Source organism: Mixta mediterraneensis, assembly GCF_014946725.1.
Classification (GTDB): Bacteria; Pseudomonadota; Gammaproteobacteria; order Enterobacterales; family Enterobacteriaceae; genus Pantoea; species Pantoea mediterraneensis.
In genome coordinates, this window is sequence record NZ_JACFXY010000023.1 from 12,830 (window position 1) to 29,099 (window position 16,270).

General features: G+C 49.6%; 17 protein-coding genes and 2 tRNA genes. 10 read left to right on the plus strand and 9 right to left on the minus strand.

Going from position 1 to position 16,270, the window contains the following annotated elements; all coding sequences use genetic code 11:
- Positions 1-21 precede the first annotated feature (21 nt).
- From galU to rssA, 3 genes are all read right to left on the minus strand, one after another.
- Positions 22-930, minus strand: a complete 909-nt coding sequence (gene galU, locus H2P46_RS22180) for a UTP--glucose-1-phosphate uridylyltransferase GalU (protein ID WP_193406922.1) — start codon at positions 928-930, stop codon at positions 22-24.
- 194 nt (positions 931-1,124) lie between these two features.
- Positions 1,125-2,141, minus strand: a complete 1,017-nt coding sequence (rssB, locus tag H2P46_RS22185) for a two-component system response regulator RssB (RefSeq protein WP_193406923.1) — start codon at positions 2,139-2,141, stop codon at positions 1,125-1,127.
- A gap of 99 nt (positions 2,142-2,240) precedes the next feature.
- Positions 2,241-3,146 carry a patatin-like phospholipase RssA gene (rssA, locus tag H2P46_RS22190; RefSeq protein ID WP_193406924.1) on the minus strand — a complete coding sequence of 302 codons (906 nt, stop codon included), beginning with the start codon at positions 3,144-3,146 and terminating at the stop codon, positions 2,241-2,243.
- A 97-nt stretch (positions 3,147-3,243) separates the two neighbouring features.
- Between rssA and H2P46_RS22195 the strand changes: the two genes are divergently transcribed.
- The 5 genes from H2P46_RS22195 (at position 3,244) to xthA (ending at position 5,951) form a co-directional block, all read left to right on the plus strand.
- Positions 3,244-3,699, plus strand: a complete 456-nt coding sequence (locus tag H2P46_RS22195) for a YchJ family protein (protein WP_193406925.1) — start codon at positions 3,244-3,246, stop codon at positions 3,697-3,699.
- A 56-nt stretch (positions 3,700-3,755) separates the two neighbouring features.
- The gene (gene purU / locus H2P46_RS22200; protein WP_193406926.1) at positions 3,756-4,604 is read left to right on the plus strand and encodes a formyltetrahydrofolate deformylase; all 849 of its coding nucleotides are present in this window, start codon (positions 3,756-3,758) and stop codon (positions 4,602-4,604) included.
- Positions 4,605-4,747: 143 nt separating this feature from the next.
- Positions 4,748-4,832 (plus strand) — tRNA-Tyr (locus H2P46_RS22205).
- Between the two features lie 41 nt (positions 4,833-4,873).
- Positions 4,874-4,958, plus strand: a tRNA-Tyr gene (locus H2P46_RS22210).
- 186 nt (positions 4,959-5,144) lie between these two features.
- Positions 5,145-5,951 carry an exodeoxyribonuclease III gene (gene xthA, locus H2P46_RS22215; RefSeq protein WP_193406927.1) on the plus strand — a complete coding sequence of 269 codons (807 nt, stop codon included), beginning with the start codon at positions 5,145-5,147 and terminating at the stop codon, positions 5,949-5,951.
- A 27-nt stretch (positions 5,952-5,978) separates the two neighbouring features.
- Here xthA and H2P46_RS22220 read toward each other — a convergent pair whose 3' ends face one another.
- The 3 genes from H2P46_RS22220 to H2P46_RS22230 form a co-directional block, all read right to left on the minus strand.
- A complete protein-coding gene (locus H2P46_RS22220) occupies positions 5,979-6,278 on the minus strand; it encodes a DUF1496 domain-containing protein (RefSeq protein WP_193406928.1) in 300 nt (99 codons plus the stop codon).
- Positions 6,275-8,191, minus strand: a complete 1,917-nt coding sequence (locus H2P46_RS22225) for a DNA topoisomerase III (protein WP_193406929.1) — start codon at positions 8,189-8,191, stop codon at positions 6,275-6,277. Before H2P46_RS22225 ends, H2P46_RS22220 begins: the two co-directional genes overlap by 4 nt.
- 397 nt (positions 8,192-8,588) lie before the next feature.
- A complete protein-coding gene (locus tag H2P46_RS22230; RefSeq protein WP_193406930.1) occupies positions 8,589-9,140 on the minus strand; it encodes an NAD(P)H nitroreductase in 552 nt (183 codons plus the stop codon).
- 173 nt (positions 9,141-9,313) lie between these two features.
- Between H2P46_RS22230 and sppA the strand changes: the two genes are divergently transcribed.
- The 3 genes from sppA (at position 9,314) to pncA (ending at position 12,900) form a co-directional block, all read left to right on the plus strand.
- Positions 9,314-11,176 carry a signal peptide peptidase SppA gene (gene sppA, locus H2P46_RS22235; protein ID WP_193406931.1) on the plus strand — a complete coding sequence of 621 codons (1,863 nt, stop codon included), beginning with the start codon at positions 9,314-9,316 and terminating at the stop codon, positions 11,174-11,176.
- 85 nt (positions 11,177-11,261) lie between these two features.
- Entirely contained in the window at positions 11,262-12,275 is a 1,014-nt protein-coding gene (gene ansA, locus H2P46_RS22240) for an asparaginase (RefSeq protein WP_193406932.1), read from the plus strand.
- A 16-nt stretch (positions 12,276-12,291) separates the two neighbouring features.
- On the plus strand, positions 12,292-12,900 hold the full coding sequence (pncA, locus tag H2P46_RS22245) for a bifunctional nicotinamidase/pyrazinamidase (protein ID WP_193406933.1): 609 nt from the start codon (positions 12,292-12,294) through the stop codon (positions 12,898-12,900).
- 35 nt (positions 12,901-12,935) lie between these two features.
- Here the strand turns inward: pncA and H2P46_RS22250 are convergent, their stop codons facing one another.
- The gene (locus H2P46_RS22250) at positions 12,936-13,217 is read right to left on the minus strand and encodes a YeaC family protein (protein ID WP_193406934.1); all 282 of its coding nucleotides are present in this window, start codon (positions 13,215-13,217) and stop codon (positions 12,936-12,938) included.
- Positions 13,218-13,222: 5 nt separating this feature from the next.
- Positions 13,223-13,633, minus strand: coding sequence for a peptide-methionine (R)-S-oxide reductase MsrB (gene msrB / locus H2P46_RS22255; RefSeq protein ID WP_193406935.1), 411 nt, complete (start codon positions 13,631-13,633; stop codon positions 13,223-13,225).
- A gap of 342 nt (positions 13,634-13,975) precedes the next feature.
- Here msrB and gapA point away from each other — a divergent pair, with 342 nt between their 5' ends.
- Positions 13,976-14,974, plus strand: a complete 999-nt coding sequence (gapA, locus tag H2P46_RS22260) for a glyceraldehyde-3-phosphate dehydrogenase (RefSeq protein WP_193406936.1) — start codon at positions 13,976-13,978, stop codon at positions 14,972-14,974.
- Between the two features lie 75 nt (positions 14,975-15,049).
- The gene (locus H2P46_RS22265) at positions 15,050-15,925 is read left to right on the plus strand and encodes a D-hexose-6-phosphate mutarotase (protein ID WP_193406937.1); all 876 of its coding nucleotides are present in this window, start codon (positions 15,050-15,052) and stop codon (positions 15,923-15,925) included.
- Between the two features lie 16 nt (positions 15,926-15,941).
- Here the strand turns inward: H2P46_RS22265 and H2P46_RS22270 are convergent.
- Positions 15,942-16,270, minus strand: a 329-nt coding sequence (locus tag H2P46_RS22270) for an aldo/keto reductase (RefSeq protein ID WP_193406938.1), incomplete at its 5' end; no start/stop codon positions are given.

Sequence of the window (16,270 nt, forward strand, 5' to 3'; positions counted from 1 at the left end):
GAGTTATCCCGTTGTTATGAATTACTTTTTGTTGCCAACCGCGTTATCGAGCCATTCAGAAAAATCTTTGCCCAATACCGGGTGACGAACACCATACTCAACGAAAGCTAGCATATAGCCCAGTTTGTTACCGCAGTCATGGCTAACCCCTTTCAGGTGATAAGCTTCAACTGTTTCTTTTTCCATTAACATAGCAATAGAGTCAGTCAACTGAACTTCGCCACCTGCGCCTGGAGGGGTTTTAGCTAACAGCGGCCAAATATCGGCGGACAGCACATAGCGTCCAACGACCGCCAGATTAGAGGGCGCTTCAGCGGCTTTAGGCTTCTCAACTACGCCAACCATTGGCGCGCTGTCGCCAGGGTTCAGCTCTGCGCCCTGACAATCGACAACACCGTAAGCGGTAACATCGGCGACAGGCTCCACCATGATCTGGCTGCGACCTGATTCTTCATAACGACTCAGCATTTCTGCCAGGTTATCTTTGGTTGGGTTCGATTCATATTCATCAATGATCACGTCCGGCAGAATAACCGCAACAGGCTCATCGCCAACTAACGGATGCGCGCACATGACCGCGTGGCCCAGTCCTTTCGCGTTGCCCTGACGAACCTGCATAATAGTGACGTGTGGAGGACAGATTGACTGAATTTCATCCAGCAACTGGCGCTTAACGCGTTTTTCCAGCATGGCTTCCAGTTCGAAACTGGTATCAAAGTGGTTTTCAATGGAGTTTTTTGAAGAGTGCGTAACCAGCACAATCTCGTTGATTCCTGCAGCGATGCACTCGTTAACGACATACTGTATTAACGGCTTATCAACCAGCGGTAACATCTCTTTCGGAATCGCTTTAGTGGCGGGAAGCATACGCGTACCCAAACCCGCTACAGGGATTACCGCTTTTTTTACTTTGGACTTATAGGCAGACATCAAGATACCTCTCTTATAGGCCGTTTCAAGTTAATACTTGATATGTCGGTTTAAATTCGGAAATGAGTATATCAGCTACTCTCGGACGGATTTATCCTGGAAGGAGACAATCCGCAGAAATTAAGACTATTACCCAAGTGTAAAGCTATCCCCTGGCCCTGTCTCCAGCGCCAGGAGAATTTATATTCTTTTGTTTATTCTTCAGTCGATAACATCAGTCGAATACGGCCGCCTGCGCCCCAGACATGACATTGCCAGTTGTCTGCGCGCTGACTTATTTGATTGAGGTGGGTGCTTCCCATAGTGCCAAGGGGAACCCCATTGCTGAGTTGTATTTGATGGGCGTGGACATGAAGTGTTGCGTTTAATCCGGCTGAAACCAAAATCAGGTTTTTTAAATTGCGATGATAATAGCCCACTAACAGTGGAAACTGACCGCTCAGATCTGCCTGACGCAATAATAAATTTACTTGTCGTAATAAGCTGTTCAACTCAGGCAGGCGTTGCTGTTGTCCAGATAATTGCTCTCGCAACAGACCGTTAAACAAGGCGCGCAACAAAAGAGCCGCCAGTACGCCGTTGTCGCCTGCTCTTGTAACGTCCAGACAGTAAAACGCGAGGTCTTTATCAGATAACGCTGCAATATCCAGCACCAGACCCGGCTGCTCCGCCATGGTTAACTGACGATAGTTGACGCGACAGTTGGCAATATTTTGCTGAACCGGTGGCTGAAGCTGTTTGAGCAGTTTGGCGGCGGCCTGCGGATCGCGCACCAGCGCATCCCAGTCCTGGAACAACTGCTCATCTTCTTCAACTTTAGAGGTGAACATCGACGGGTAAAGGCATTCATAAACGACTTCCCGAAACCGCTCAAAATTTTTAAGCGGTTTGAGCAGCACATCCTGAACGCCTAATCGCAACACATGCGCAATATCAGCCATGTTTTCAGTAGCGGAAATCACCAGTATTGGCACGCTATTGCCACTTGTTCGAATATGCTCAACAAACTGGATACCGTTCATACGCGGCATCTCAAGATCGCAAATTATCAGGTCAACGGTGTGCTGTTGTAGCTGCGCAATCGCAGCTACACCCTCTTCCGCTTGTAACGTCACAGCACCCATCGATAACAAAAATTGGTCCAGCAACGAACGGAAAACGGCCTCATCTTCGACAATGAGTATCTTTTTGCCGATTAGTGGTTTTTCCATTCTATCTCCCTGCGTACCAGATAATTCAATAGTGGTTCATAAAACGCAGTTGCGCCTTTCAGAATTGACCGAAGTGACATCTGTGAAAGAACAACCTGATTATCTACTACGGACCAGCGGTAAAAGTTCATCCATTTTTTTCTCAACAGCGGCCTTGCCTGCCTCAATGGCTTCTTCGGCGCGATGAAAGTCCAGCGTGGAAATTTGCGGACAAAACGGCTGAATAAGCACATCAGGCGGATCGCCTGCCATACGATTACGCTTCAGGCGATTTTCCAACACCTGGATTGATGTAGACATGATCTCCATCGCTCCAGGTGTTTGTGACGCGCGTCGTTGGGTAAAGTTCACCAAACGCTGTCGAAGCCTGCCTCCCCAACTTAACGCAGCCGCAGCGGCTTCTTCTTCACTATTTTGTGGCGTAACTGACAGCAGTTCTTGTTGCATTAAATGCGCATCATGTTGCAGATCAACCGCAATCACGATGTCAGCGCCTAGCGCCCGAGTCAGCGAAATGGGTACCGGATTAACAACCGCGCCATCCACAAGCCAATACCCATTGTAGCCGACAGGCGGTAATAAGCCTGGCATGCTGCAAGATGCACGCACAGCCTGATGCAAATCACCTTCGGTTAACCAGAGCTCCCGGCCGGTACTCAGATTAGTGGCGACGACGCCAAAAGGTTTGGTGCAGGCTTCGATAGAATCATGAGGAATAAGCTGCCGCACGTGATTAAAGACGCGTTCACCGCGTAATAATCCACCTCGTTGCCAGGACACATCCATCAGGCGGATAACATCCCAGTAACGAAACGCGCTAACCCATTTTTCCATTACCGCTAGCCGGTTATTGACATAAGCCGATCCGACTAATGCGCCAACAGAGCAGCCTGCCACGACATCAATATGAATACCTGCACGTTCAAGTGCTTTGATAACACCAATATGCGCCCACCCCTTGGCGGCGCCTGAACCCAGGGCCAATCCAATTTTTACATTTCTCATCAATTCTCTGGTCCTGCTTCAATACATAGCTTCACAACGTGGGGTCGGCTACCATAGTGCTTGTTATCATTTCTTATTAACACTCTCAGGAGCTTACGTGTCTGAAAAGTGCCCATGCTGCAGCGAAAAGCAGTATAGCCTATGTTGTGAACGCTTTCTTAAGGGTAATCAAATCCCTGCTACCGCCGAGCAATTAATGCGCTCACGTTATAGCGCTTATGCCAGACAAGACGCAGATTACCTTGTCAGTACCTGGCATCCTGCCAAACGTAGCCCTACGCTGGCAGGGTTTTTATCTGAAAGTTTTCAAGACACCGAATGGTTAAGCCTGACTGTAACCCGTTGTAATCGTGGAAGCCATGGTAATGAAGCCTACGTTACCTTTTTTGCGCAATACCGCGTAAAAAACACCATTCACGCTATCCACGAACGTTCCCGCTTTCTTCGCGAGGATCAACGCTGGTACTATATTGATGGAATAACGCCTGAGTTAGGGCGCAATGATCGGTGCCCCTGTGGCTCCGATAAAAAATACAAGAAGTGTTGCGGCTGAGCTAAACGCTAGCACAACGGTTTTACCCTTAATGCTTTGACAGGACTCTGATTGAGATGCAAGCGCAAACAATGCAAAGAAAAGTTCTCCGTACCATTTGTCCCGACGCAAAAGGTCTGATCGCCAAAATCACCAATATTTGTTATAAGCACGAACTCAATATCGTGCAGAACAATGAGTTTGTTGATCATCGCACCGGGCGCTTTTTTATGCGTACAGAGCTGGAAGGAATTTTTAACGACAACACACTGCTCGCCGATCTTGACAGCGCCCTGCCCCAGGGTTCAGTGCGTGAGTTACATAGCGCAGGACGTCGTCGTGTTGTAATTCTTGTCACCAAAGAAGCCCATTGCCTTGGCGATTTACTGATGAAGAGCGCCTTCGGTGGTCTGGACATGGAAATTGCGGCTGTTATTGGAAATCACGAAACGCTGCGTTCTTTAGTTGAGCGTTTTGATATTCCTTTTACGTTGGTCAGTCATGAAGGCTTAACGCGCGAAGAGCATGACAATCGAATGGCTGATGAAATTGATCGTTATCAGCCAGATTATGTCGTGCTGGCTAAGTATATGCGCGTATTAACCCCCGCTTTTGTTCAACGTTACCCCAACCAGATTATTAATATTCATCATTCATTTTTGCCAGCATTTATCGGTGCACGCCCCTATCATCAGGCTTACGAACGTGGCGTAAAGATCATTGGCGCAACCGCGCACTATGTGAATGATAATCTTGATGAAGGCCCGATCATTATGCAGGACGTGATTAATGTCGATCACAGCTATACCGCTGATGAAATGATGCGCGCCGGACGCGACGTAGAAAAAAACGTGCTCAGCCGCGCCTTGTATAAGGTTCTCGGTCAGCGTGTTTTCGTTTACGGCAATCGCACGATTATTCTTTAAGCGCTTTCACGCTGAATTGCCTGGCAATGCAGCGTAAAGCATAAAAAGTGGGCAAACGGTTCGCTATTTATTTATGGGCGCTTTACACCTAATGCGCATTTGGTATGATGCGCCCCGCTTTCAGGCACAAAGATTCAGGCCATGGTGGGATTCCCGAGTGGCCAAAGGGAGCAGACTGTAAATCTGCCGTCACAGACTTCGAAGGTTCGAATCCTTCTCCCACCACCATCTGAATCGCCATTTTGCCTGAGTTATTACATTATATCCCCGGTGGGATTCCCGAGCGGCCAAAGGGAGCAGACTGTAAATCTGCCGTCACAGACTTCGAAGGTTCGAATCCTTCTCCCACCACCATCAAAGCTTCTGCGATTTAACTACCCAAACAGCACATCCCCGACTCTGCCTGAGAAGGATGAGAAGCTTCGACCGAAGGTTCGGGTCGCACTTTTCTCTTCAGGATAATCTCTCGCGCATCACCATGACATTTCCGGTAAGAATCGCTACCATCCAGCCCATCACTTGCTGAAGAATGGTTGAACCATGAAATTTGTTTCATTTAACATCAACGGATTGAGAGCGCGCCCACATCAGCTGCAAGCACTGGTCGAACAACATCAGCCGGATGTGATCGGTTTGCAGGAAACCAAAGTCCATGACGATATGTTTCCTCTTGAAGAGGTTGCAAAGCTGGGCTACAACGTGTTTTATCATGGTCAGAAAGGCCATTACGGCGTGGCATTATTAACCAAAGTACAACCTGTTGCTGTACGACGGGGTTTTCCCGGCGACGGTGAGGACGCGCAACGCCGTCTGATCATGGCAGAGTTCCCCAGTTCGATAGGCGATATTACCGTGATTAATGGTTATTTTCCTCAGGGAGAAAGCCGTGACCACCCCACAAAATTCCCAGCCAAAGAAAAATTTTATCGCGATCTGCAAAGCTATTTAAGCGAAAGTCTGGCAGCAGATAAGCCGGTATTAATTATGGGCGATTTGAATATCAGCAGCACGGATTTAGACATCGGCATTGGTGAAGAGAACCGTAAGCGCTGGTTACGCACCGGTAAATGCTCTTTCCTGCCAGAAGAACGCGAATGGATGGATCGCCTGTTGCAGTGGGGTTTAGTGGATACCTGGCGCGAGCAGAATCCTGAAACAGCCGATCGTTTCTCCTGGTTTGATTATCGCTCTAAGGGGTTTGACGACAATCGCGGCCTACGCATCGATTTAGTGTTAGCCAGCCTGCCGTTAGCATCGCGTTGCATTGACACCGGTATCGATTACCAAATCAGAGCCATGGAAAAACCCTCAGACCATGCGCCAATCTGGTCAACCTTTAACCTTTAATCGAAGCGTGGCGACTGCCACGCTTTTTTATTTCACTCTTTTCCAGATCAGCGTATTGGTGCCATAAGCCTGTTCATCCCGAGCACACTGCAACAAGACACCTTCAGCTTTTACCACCGCACCTTCGGTATAATAGCGATTATCGAAAATGCAGCATTTCATGCAATTTAATTGCCGGTTTTGTCCTTGCGTCCAGGTTTCCGCTGGCATATCTACCACAACATCAGCATTCCCGCGCTGGCTTGCCTGGTTGGGCTGGCTATTCGCCTGTACCGCAGCGCTAAATAGCGCCATCGCCAACCACGCTAACAGAGAATAACGGTTCATTCTGTCTCCTTACTCTTTCGTTTACCTTTGCGCGCAGGCCGTTTTTGGCCGGCAGACGGTAAACCACGAAAAGCGTGTATCGCAGGCTGATGCCTTGCCTGATGAATCAACCCGGTCAATGTCTGCACCAGTGGTTGCATGAATTCATCATAACGACAGGCTTTCTCGCTAATGCGTGTTAACGTGGATTCCCACTGCGCTGTCATATCGGGACGCGCGGCTAAGTCGGGCAAGGCGTGAATCAGCGCACGACCGGCTTCGGTTGCGTTGATATAACGCCCTTTTTTTACTAAAAATGCCCGACGGAATAATAATTCAATAATGCCAGCACGCGTCGCCTCAGTACCTAAACCATCGGTCGCACGCAGCACTTTCTTTAATTCTTTATCCTGCACAAATCGTGCAATGCCGGTCATCGCTGACAAGAGCATGGCATCCGTAAACGGCCGCGGCGGTTGCGTCTGCTTTGCTAACACTTCGCCGCGCTCACACAGCAATTCATCATTCTGAGCCACCACGGGCAGCGGCGTGCCATCATTCTCTTCATCACGCTCTTTACTGCCCAGCAAGGCGCGCCAGCCAGCCTCTGCCAAAAAACGGGCTTTAGCCACAAATTTGCCGCCTGCGATGTCCAGTTCAATGATGCATTTTCGAAATACCGCATCCGGGCAAAATTGCATCAGATACTGACGTGCCACCAGACCGTATACGTTCTGCTCGTTTTCCGTCAGCTTAACAGCGCTGGATCGGGCCGTTGGAATAATGGCGTGGTGCGCATCTACTTTCTTATCATCCCAGCAGCGATTCTTTCGGTCTGCGCTGAAATCACCAGGCGGCGAGAGAGCCGGTTGATGTGCCTGAATAGCATTCAATACCGCGTGGCGGCCAGCAAAATGCTCTTCGGGTAAATAACGGCAGTCTGAACGCGGATAGGTGATAAGTTTATGCGTTTCGTACAAACGCTGGCAGGTATCAAGGACGGTTTGTGCACTTAAGCCAAAACGCTTAGCCGCCTCAATTTGCAGGCTTGATAGCGAAAATGGCAGCGGCGAGACTTCGCTTTCGCGTTTATCATTGTAAGCGGTGACTCGCGCGACTTTTCCTGCAATACGACCAACCACATGTTCAGCCAGCGTGCGGTTAAGTAAACGACCCTCTTCATCCTGCCAGGGTTCGCAGGCGTCGCTGGGCACCCAGTTCGCTACGAAACGATCATTTTCCGGCGTGACGATATGGGCCTTCACTTCGAAGTAATCTTTCGGAATAAAATTTTCTATTTCTTCATCACGACGCACCACCAGTCCAAGCACCGGTGTTTGCACGCGGCCTACTGACAACACGCCATCATAACCGGCATTCCGCCCCAACAATGTCCAGGCACGGGTCATATTGATACCGTAAAGCCAGTCTGCGCGTGCGCGTGCTAAAGCCGAAACACAAAGTGGAATAAATTCGCGATTTTCCCGCAGGCGATTAACCGCTCGATCAACGGCTTGCGGATTGAGATCGTTAATTAAACAGCGCTGCACTCTGTTACGCTTTTCCGTCGGCAACTGGAGATAGTCAAGCACTTCATCCACCAGCAATTGCCCTTCCCGATCCGGGTCGCCCGCATGCACAATTTCATCGGCCTGCACCAGTAATCCTTCAATCACTTTAAGCTGCTTCGCCACAGAAGGGCGCGGTTGTAACCGCCATTTTTCAGGAATAATGGGTAAATCGACTAAGGACCAGCGTGCGTAGCGGCTGTGGTAGTGATCCGGTTGCGCCTGTTCTAATAAATGCCCTACGCACCAGGTAACGACCTGATCGTTGCCACAGGCGATAAAACCGTCGCCACGGCGATGAGGTTTTGGCAAAACATCGGCTATAGCGCGACCAAGACTGGGTTTTTCCGCAATAAACAAACGCATTGACTAGGGTAATCCTTAACTTCAGGGAACAGCGGTAATGACGGGCAGCCTGTCAGCCGATGTCGAATGGCGCTGGCCGTTAACATGTGTGACACAACTGAAGAAAGCCTCAACAGCGTGCGGCCAGGCAGCTATCTGCGATTCACGGCTCATGCAAAAATGCCAGGGCGTAGCGTTCATTAATAAAATCAAGCAACTATCGCACACCCTGACAGTGTGGCGTAAGGCGAATCCGGCTGACATATCAGCACCCTTGTGCAGCAAATTAAGGCGCTATGTTAGCCTGGAGAGGCGTTCAGAGTAAGCGCAGTTGAATGCGTTCTGGATCATTCGCGCAGGATCCGTTCAATGATGCAGGGCTGATATCCACCCTGCCTTAAAGCATGAACGATGTTTATCAGAAATAACTGACAAAGGGAGTGGTATCAGGATGAACAACGGTGGTGCTCGATTTGAGTTGTGGCGTCCCTAAATACAGAAAGCCGACAATGGCGTCTTGCTCGCGACAACCAAACGCCTTGCGCACAGTTTCGTTATCAGTCCAGGGTCCGCTGCGCCAGATGCCATTAAATCCTTGCGCCGCTGCGGCCATCTGCATCGCCATGACCGCACAGCTTGCAGACGCGATTTGTTCCCAGCGCGGCACTTTATGATGTTCCTGGCAATGCGCAACAACCGTAATGATCATCGGTGCACGAAATGGCGACTGCGTGGCTTTATCAATGGCTTTATCGTCCAGCTGTTTCTCCTTTGCTGCTTTCTCTAACAGTTTGCTCAGGCGCTCACGTCCCTCTTGCTCCACAATAATGAAGCGCCACGGCTGTAGCGTGCCGTGATCGGGTGCACGCATGCCGGCACGAAGGATATTTTCTAACGCATCTCCAGTGGGTGCGGGTTCAGACAAACGCGAGGCCGAACGCCGATTTACCAGTAATTCAAGTGCATCCATGTTTTTCTCCTGATGGGGTTAATGCTGTTTTAATCCTGGCACAGGCAGATTTTTTGTAACAGTCCGCATGGATTTCCTGCTGACTTTTAGCACGCCGCTCATTAGGATGAGGTCGTCAAGGAGGCTTGGTCCGCATGGCGGCCACTTCCGGCTACGTAAATATGGAGAGTCTGATGCGCACATTGTGGCGAATAATTGCTGGTCTGTTCCGCTGGACATGGCGAGTGCTGAATTTTATCAGGGAATTTATCCTTAATTTATTCCTGATTTTTTTGATTGTAGTAGGTGTCGGAATCTGGCTACAAGTCAGCGGTTCTGGCAACAGTTCTGCCCCTGTGCAGCAGGGTGCATTAAAAGTCGATCTGAGCGGCGTGCTGGTTGACAAACCTTCCGTGAGTAATCGTTTAAGTAAGATCGGTCGTCAATTGCTGGGCGCCAGCAGCGATCGTTTGCAGGAAAACTCGCTATTTGATGTGGTGGACGCGATTCGCCAAGCCAAAGGTGATAAAAACATTAAAGGCATGGTGCTGGACCTGCGGAATTTCGCGGGTGGCGATCAGCCATCACTGCAATACGTTGGTAAAGCGCTGCGTGAATTCCGTGACAGCGGCAAACCGATTTATGCCCTGGGCGACAGCTACAGCCAGGCACAGTATTATCTCGCCAGCTACGCCAGTAAAATCTACCTGTCACCACAAGGTACGGTAGATCTGCATGGTTTCGCAACTAACGGTTTGTATTACAAAACGTTGCTGGAAAAGCTGAAAATAACCTCGCACGTGTTCCGCGTAGGCACTTACAAATCAGCCGTCGAACCCTTCCTGCGTGATGATATGTCGCCCGCCGCACGTGATGCAGACAGTCGCTGGGTGGGTCAGCTATGGCAAAATTATCTGAATACCGTTTCTGCTAACCGTCAAATTACGCCAGAGCAGCTGTTCCCAGGCGCGGCAGCGATTATTGCCGGCCTGCAAGCCGTTAACGGCGATACAGCGAAGTATGCGCTGGATAACAAACTGGTTGATACACTGGCTTCACGAGCCGTTGCCGATCAGCAACTGGTGAAAACATTTGGCCTGGATAAACAGAACAATGATTATCACAATGTCAGCATTTATGATTACGCCGTGAAGCAATCAACCACGCAGCAGGATGGCAATATTGCCGTTGTGATGGCCAACGGTGCCATCATGGATGGTGAAGAAACGCCAGGCAACGTGGGGGGAGATACCACCGCCGCGCAAATTCGCGATGCGCGCCTCGATCCAAAAATTAAAGCTATCGTTCTGCGTGTAAACAGCCCCGGTGGTAGCGTTACGGCGTCGGAAGCGATTCGCGAAGAGTTAGCCGCAGCACATGCTGCAGGTAAACCGGTGGTCGTTTCCATGGGCGGTATGGCGGCTTCTGGCGGTTACTGGATTTCAACACCAGCGGATTACATCGTAGCAAATCCCAGCACGCTTACCGGTTCCATTGGTATTTTCGGCGTCATTAATACGCTGGAAAACAGCCTGGACACCATTGGCGTGCATACCGATGGTGTGGCAACCTCACCCTTAGCCAATGTTGCCAGTACTAAATCGCTGCCTACAGAAGTGCAGCAGCTAATGCAACTGACCATCGAAAATGGCTATCACAACTTTGTCGGCTTAGTGGCACAGTCGCGACATAAAACCCCGCAGCAAATCGATGCTATCGCGCAAGGTCACGTCTGGACGGGGAGCGACGCCAAAAACAATGGCCTGGTGGATGCGTTAGGTGATTTTGATGATGCCGTGAAGAAAGCGGGCGAGCTGGCGAAAGTCTCTAACCCGCAACTCAACTGGTATCAGGATGATCCTACGTTCTTCGACATGCTGTTGAATCAGATGAACGCTTCAGTGCAGGCCGTACTGCCAGCCACGCTGAAAGCCTGGCTACCAGCACCGATGCTCGATGTGATGAGCGCCATGAAGAATCAACCCGGTTTGTTTGATCGCCTTAACGATCCGCAAAATCGTTATGCTTTCTGCCTAAACTGTGGCGTTGTGCGATAAGCCTCTCAGCCCAGCCACTGGCTGGGCTGCTTTTCCCCATTATTCCCCTTATACTTCGCGTTTTACGGCAGGTCTGAGTTCGATAATGCAAAAGAAAAATATCTATGTAGCCTACACAGGCGGCACCATTGGTATGCAGCGTTCTGCACAGGGCTATATTCCGGTTTCTGGTCATCTGCAACAGCAGCTTGCTAACATGCCTGAATTCCACCGCCCTGAAATGCCTGATTTTACTATTCATGAATATCAGCCGCTGATTGACTCATCTGACATGACGCCGCAAGACTGGCAATCCATTGCTGAAGATATTCGTAAAAATTATGAACAATATGACGGTTTCGTTATTCTGCATGGTACCGATACCATGGCATTTACTGCTTCAGCGCTCTCCTTCATGTTAGAGAATTTGGCGAAACCTGTCATTGTTACGGGTTCCCAGATTCCGTTAGCTGAATTACGTTCCGATGGTCAGCAAAACTTGCTGAACTCGCTGTACGTCGCGGCTAATTATCCTGTCAATGAGGTGACGTTATTTTTTAACAATACGCTTTATCGCGGAAACCGCACGACCAAAGCGCATGCCGATGGATTTAATGCTTTCGCTTCCCCTAACCTGTCGGCTCTTTTGGAAGCAGGTATCCATATTCGTCGTTTGAACACCCCGCCTGCACCGCAAAACGCCGGCGAACTGATAGTGCATACCATTACGCCCCAGCCGATCGGCGTAGTCACCATTTATCCAGGCATCTCCGCAGATGTGGTGAAAAATTTCCTGCGTCAGCCAGTGAAAGCATTGATACTACGTTCTTACGGTGTCGGTAACGCGCCACAAAACGCTGAGTTTTTGGCAGAGCTGCAGCAAGCCAGCGAGCGCGGCATTATCGTGGTTAATTTGACCCAGTGTGTTTCTGGCAAAGTGAATATGGGCGGTTATGCTACCGGTAATGCACTTGAACATGCAGGCGTTATCAGCGGTTTCGATTTAACGGTAGAAGCAGCGCTGACCAAGCTGCATTTTTTACTTAGTCAAAATCTGTCAAGTGAGCAAATTCGCGCCAGGATGCAACAAAACTTGCGTGGCGAACTGACCGAAGATTGATATGGAGCGATTTGTAATGAAGCGGGCACTTATCATCATTGATATTCAAAACGACTTTTGCCCCGGCGGCCCCATGGCGGTTCGTGAGGGCGATCAAACTGTCGCCGTGGCTAACCGCTATGCACGTGAATTTCATCAAAACGGTGAATATGTTGTCGCGTTACAGGACTGGCACCCGGTAAATCATGGTAGTTTTGCTTCCGTCTCAGGCGAGCCGGTTTATACCCTGGGTGAGCTGAATGGTTTAGCTCAGATTTGGTGGCCGGATCATGGCATTCAGGGTTCGCAAGGTGCAGACTTCCATCCGGCTCTGGAGAGAGAATTATTCGATGCCACATTCCATAAGGGCCAGGATGAAGACGTAGACAGCTATAGCGCCTTTTTTGATAATGGACACCGCCGCAAAACAGAACTCGACAGCTGGCTGCGTGAACGCGGTATTACGCATTTAGTCATGCTTGGCCTGGCGACAGATTATTGCGTGAAGTACAGCGTGCTGGACGCACTGGAATTGGGCTATCAGGTGGACGTGATTAAAGCAGGCTGTCGCGGTGTGAATCTCAATCCCGAAGACAGCGAAATCGCTTTTGCACAGATGGCCGCACAAGGCGCGGTCCTTATCTGATCCTTGAAAGGCTGGCTTTATCGCCAGCCCTTCTACTAATGCAGGTTGATACGCGTAACGTCTGGCTCAATCCCCAGCTCTTCTTTGAGCTGCTTTTTGGATTTCATCACCATTTCGCCGCCTTTGCCGATAGTCATATGCTGCGGGACATCATTATGACGCGCCTGCCATAGCATGACTAACTGCATACAGTTATCACGCTGCGCCTGTGTTAATGCCACGCCATCCGGCCATTTGCCGGTTTCAACTGCCGTTGCCAGGCGCTGATAGACTTCCGGCGTCATCGCATTGAGCATTGCGTCAAGTTCTTGCTTCATGGCAATTACCCTTCTGTTTGATCGCCTTGTTCATCAGTAAAATTTAATGAGGCAGAATTAACACAGTAGCGCTCACCGGTAGGTTGTGGCCCATCGGGAAAAACGTGCCCCAGATGCGCATCACAGTTGCTGCAACGTATTTCAATGCGATGCATACCGTGTGAGTTGTCCTCAATGTAACGAATTGCCTCGTCGCTGACCGGTTGGTAGAAGCTCGGCCAGCCGCAACCTGAATCATATTTGGTTTCAGAAAGGAATAACGGTGAATTACACACCAGGCAGTGATAAATCCCCTCCTGCTTGTTGTGCAATAGTGCGCCGCTAAAAGGCGGCTCCGTACCGCGCTGCTGCGTAACATAACGCTGTATTTCAGACAACTGCGCAATTTTTGCTTCGGGTGCGGTTTCTTTAGCCATTTTAAGAGAGTCCGGAGGATGTCATTCTGGGAAAATCGACTAATATTCTAACAAATGAACAACATTAACCGGGTCTTTTTTGTGCTCATCCTTTCGCCGCGACTTTTACAACGCAAATTTGTGACTTCGATCACCTTTTATTTAGGGTATCCCTTTATATTCGGCGACTGTGTTAACGAAGCGCAATAACGCAATTGTTGCGCAAGCGTTTGCGCAACAAATTATTCCTGTCAAACGGATTGACCTGTCGCAACAATTGACACGATTCCGCTTGACGCCTGGTAAGGTTTTTGTAATTTTACAGCCAACCTTTTATTCACTAACAACTAGCTGGTGGAATATATGACTATCAAAGTAGGTATCAACGGTTTTGGCCGCATCGGTCGCATCGTTTTCCGTGCTGCTCAACAGCGTTCAGACATTGAAATCGTTGCTATCAACGACCTGCTCGACGCTGATTACATGGCGTACATGCTGAAATACGATTCAACGCACGGTCGCTTCGACGGTACTGTTGAAGTTAAAGACGGCGCACTGGTTGTTAACGGTAAGAAAATTCGTGTTACCGCTGAGAAAGATCCGGCTAACCTGAAGTGGGACGAAGTAGGCGTTGACGTTGTTGCTGAAGCAACCGGCATCTTCCTGACCGACGAAACTGCACGTAAACATATCACCGCTGGCGCGAAGAAAGTCGTTCTGACTGGTCCATCTAAAGATGATACCCCGATGTTCGTACGTGGCGCTAACTTCGACAAATACGAAGGACAGGATATTGTTTCTAACGCATCCTGTACCACTAACTGCCTGGCGCCGTTGGCTAAAGTTATCAACGATCAGTTCGGTATCGTTGAAGGCCTGATGACTACAGTTCATGCAACAACCGCAACACAGAAAACCGTTGATGGCCCGTCACATAAAGACTGGCGCGGTGGCCGTGGCGCTTCTCAGAACATCATTCCTTCATCTACTGGCGCAGCAAAAGCCGTTGGTAAAGTTCTGCCAGAACTGAATGGTAAACTGACAGGTATGGCGTTCCGTGTGCCAACCCCGAACGTTTCCGTGGTTGACTTGACCGTTCGTCTGGCTAAGCCTGCCTCTTATAAAGAGATCTGCGCGGCGATCAAAGCGGCTTCAGAAGGCGAAATGAAAGACGTGCTGGGCTACGTTGAAGACGATGTAGTTTCTACCGACTTCAATGGCGAAGTCCTGACTTCAGTATTCGATGCTAAAGCGGGTATCGCGCTGAACGACAACTTTGTGAAACTGGTTTCCTGGTATGACAACGAAACTGGCTACTCAAACAAAGTACTTGACCTGATTGCACTGGTTTCTGCTAAATAAGGCAGCCAGACAACATTGAGAATAAGGGCGACTTCGGTCGCCCTTTTTTATGGTCCGGACAGGAAGGATGCGAACATGCAAGACAAACTGTTTTCTCAACCCGTTATTACCCAAATCACGCCTTATCTGTCACAACGACAGACCGGTGAGTTACCCATGATTGTGGTCAACCATCCAAAAGTTCGTGCTGCTATCACGCTGCAGGGCGCACATCTGGTTGCCTGGCAGCCCAGCGGCGAGAAGCCCGTTATTTGGCTGAGTGATAAAACGCCCTTCTCGACAGGAAAAGCGATTCGGGGCGGTGTACCCATTTGCTGGCCCTGGTTCGGACCTGCCGGTGAACCTGCGCACGGGTTTGCGCGTAATCAAGCGTGGGTGCTGTCAGCGCATGATGAAAATGAGGATGGCGTAATCCTCACCTTTGTGCTGGAAAGCAATGCGCAAACCAAAAAGCTTTGGCCACATGATTTTACCCTGTTTGCACGTTTCCGTCTGGGTCAGCATTGTGAAATTGAGCTGGAGGCGCACGGTGAGTTTGAAGCGACCGCAGCGTTGCATAGCTATTTCGCGGTGGCTGATATTGCTGACGTAGAAGTTAGCGGCCTTGGTAAGGCTTACATCGATAAGGTGAATAACAATGCGCAAGGCATTAGTGACGGAAAACAGCGCTATCCTGGCCGTATCGATCGTATTTTTACTCAGGCCGAAGATTGCGCGGTGATCCACGATAAAGCCGGTCAACGCCAGATAGAAGTTTATCATCACCATCAAAGTGACGTTGTCACATGGAATCCGGGCGTTGAGCTTTCATGCAGCATGGCCGATATGGCTAACGAAGGATATAAAACGATGGTGTGCGTCGAGACAGCGCGTATTAATAAGCCGATGCGCAGCGCAGGTGAAAATCCTGCGCGGCTGGGAACAACTTTCCGCTTACGTAGAAAAGCTTAACGATTTTCTTCGCGACTTAAACCACGTCCAGCGGTAATTTATGCTGCGGCGGCGGAAAAATCTGATTGATAAGATTTAGTTCTTCGTCACTCAACTGCACTTTCAGCGCCGCCGCATTTTCCTGAACATGCGTCACCGAACTGGCTTTAGGAATAGCAAGCACACCTTCTTTGCGAATTACCCAGGCCAGCAGCAATTGCGCCACGCTTATGCCCTTTTGTTGTGCAATTTGCTGTAAAACAGGTTCGGAGAATAACGTGTCGCGTAGACGTGTCAATACCGATCGAATTCTGACCCACCCTGCCAAAGTAAAACTGACCCACCCCCTTTGAATCATTCGAGCGT

Coding starts and splice junctions, on each gene's coding strand:
- galU (WP_193406922.1), bottom strand. CDS start 930: ATGTCTGCCTATAAGTCCAAAGTAAAAAAAGCGGTAATCCCTGTAGCG.
- rssB (WP_193406923.1), bottom strand. CDS start 2,141: ATGGAAAAACCACTAATCGGCAAAAAGATACTCATTGTCGAAGATGAG.
- rssA (WP_193406924.1), bottom strand. CDS start 3,146: ATGAGAAATGTAAAAATTGGATTGGCCCTGGGTTCAGGCGCCGCCAAG.
- purU (WP_193406926.1), top strand. CDS start 3,756: ATGCAAGCGCAAACAATGCAAAGAAAAGTTCTCCGTACCATTTGTCCC.
- xthA (WP_193406927.1), top strand. CDS start 5,145: ATGAAATTTGTTTCATTTAACATCAACGGATTGAGAGCGCGCCCACAT.
- H2P46_RS22220 (WP_193406928.1), bottom strand. CDS start 6,278: ATGAACCGTTATTCTCTGTTAGCGTGGTTGGCGATGGCGCTATTTAGC.
- H2P46_RS22225 (WP_193406929.1), bottom strand. CDS start 8,191: ATGCGTTTGTTTATTGCGGAAAAACCCAGTCTTGGTCGCGCTATAGCC.
- H2P46_RS22230 (WP_193406930.1), bottom strand. CDS start 9,140: ATGGATGCACTTGAATTACTGGTAAATCGGCGTTCGGCCTCGCGTTTG.
- sppA (WP_193406931.1), top strand. CDS start 9,314: ATGCGCACATTGTGGCGAATAATTGCTGGTCTGTTCCGCTGGACATGG.
- ansA (WP_193406932.1), top strand. CDS start 11,262: ATGCAAAAGAAAAATATCTATGTAGCCTACACAGGCGGCACCATTGGT.
- pncA (WP_193406933.1), top strand. CDS start 12,292: ATGAAGCGGGCACTTATCATCATTGATATTCAAAACGACTTTTGCCCC.
- H2P46_RS22250 (WP_193406934.1), bottom strand. CDS start 13,217: ATGAAGCAAGAACTTGACGCAATGCTCAATGCGATGACGCCGGAAGTC.
- msrB (WP_193406935.1), bottom strand. CDS start 13,633: ATGGCTAAAGAAACCGCACCCGAAGCAAAAATTGCGCAGTTGTCTGAA.
- gapA (WP_193406936.1), top strand. CDS start 13,976: ATGACTATCAAAGTAGGTATCAACGGTTTTGGCCGCATCGGTCGCATC.
- H2P46_RS22265 (WP_193406937.1), top strand. CDS start 15,050: ATGCAAGACAAACTGTTTTCTCAACCCGTTATTACCCAAATCACGCCT.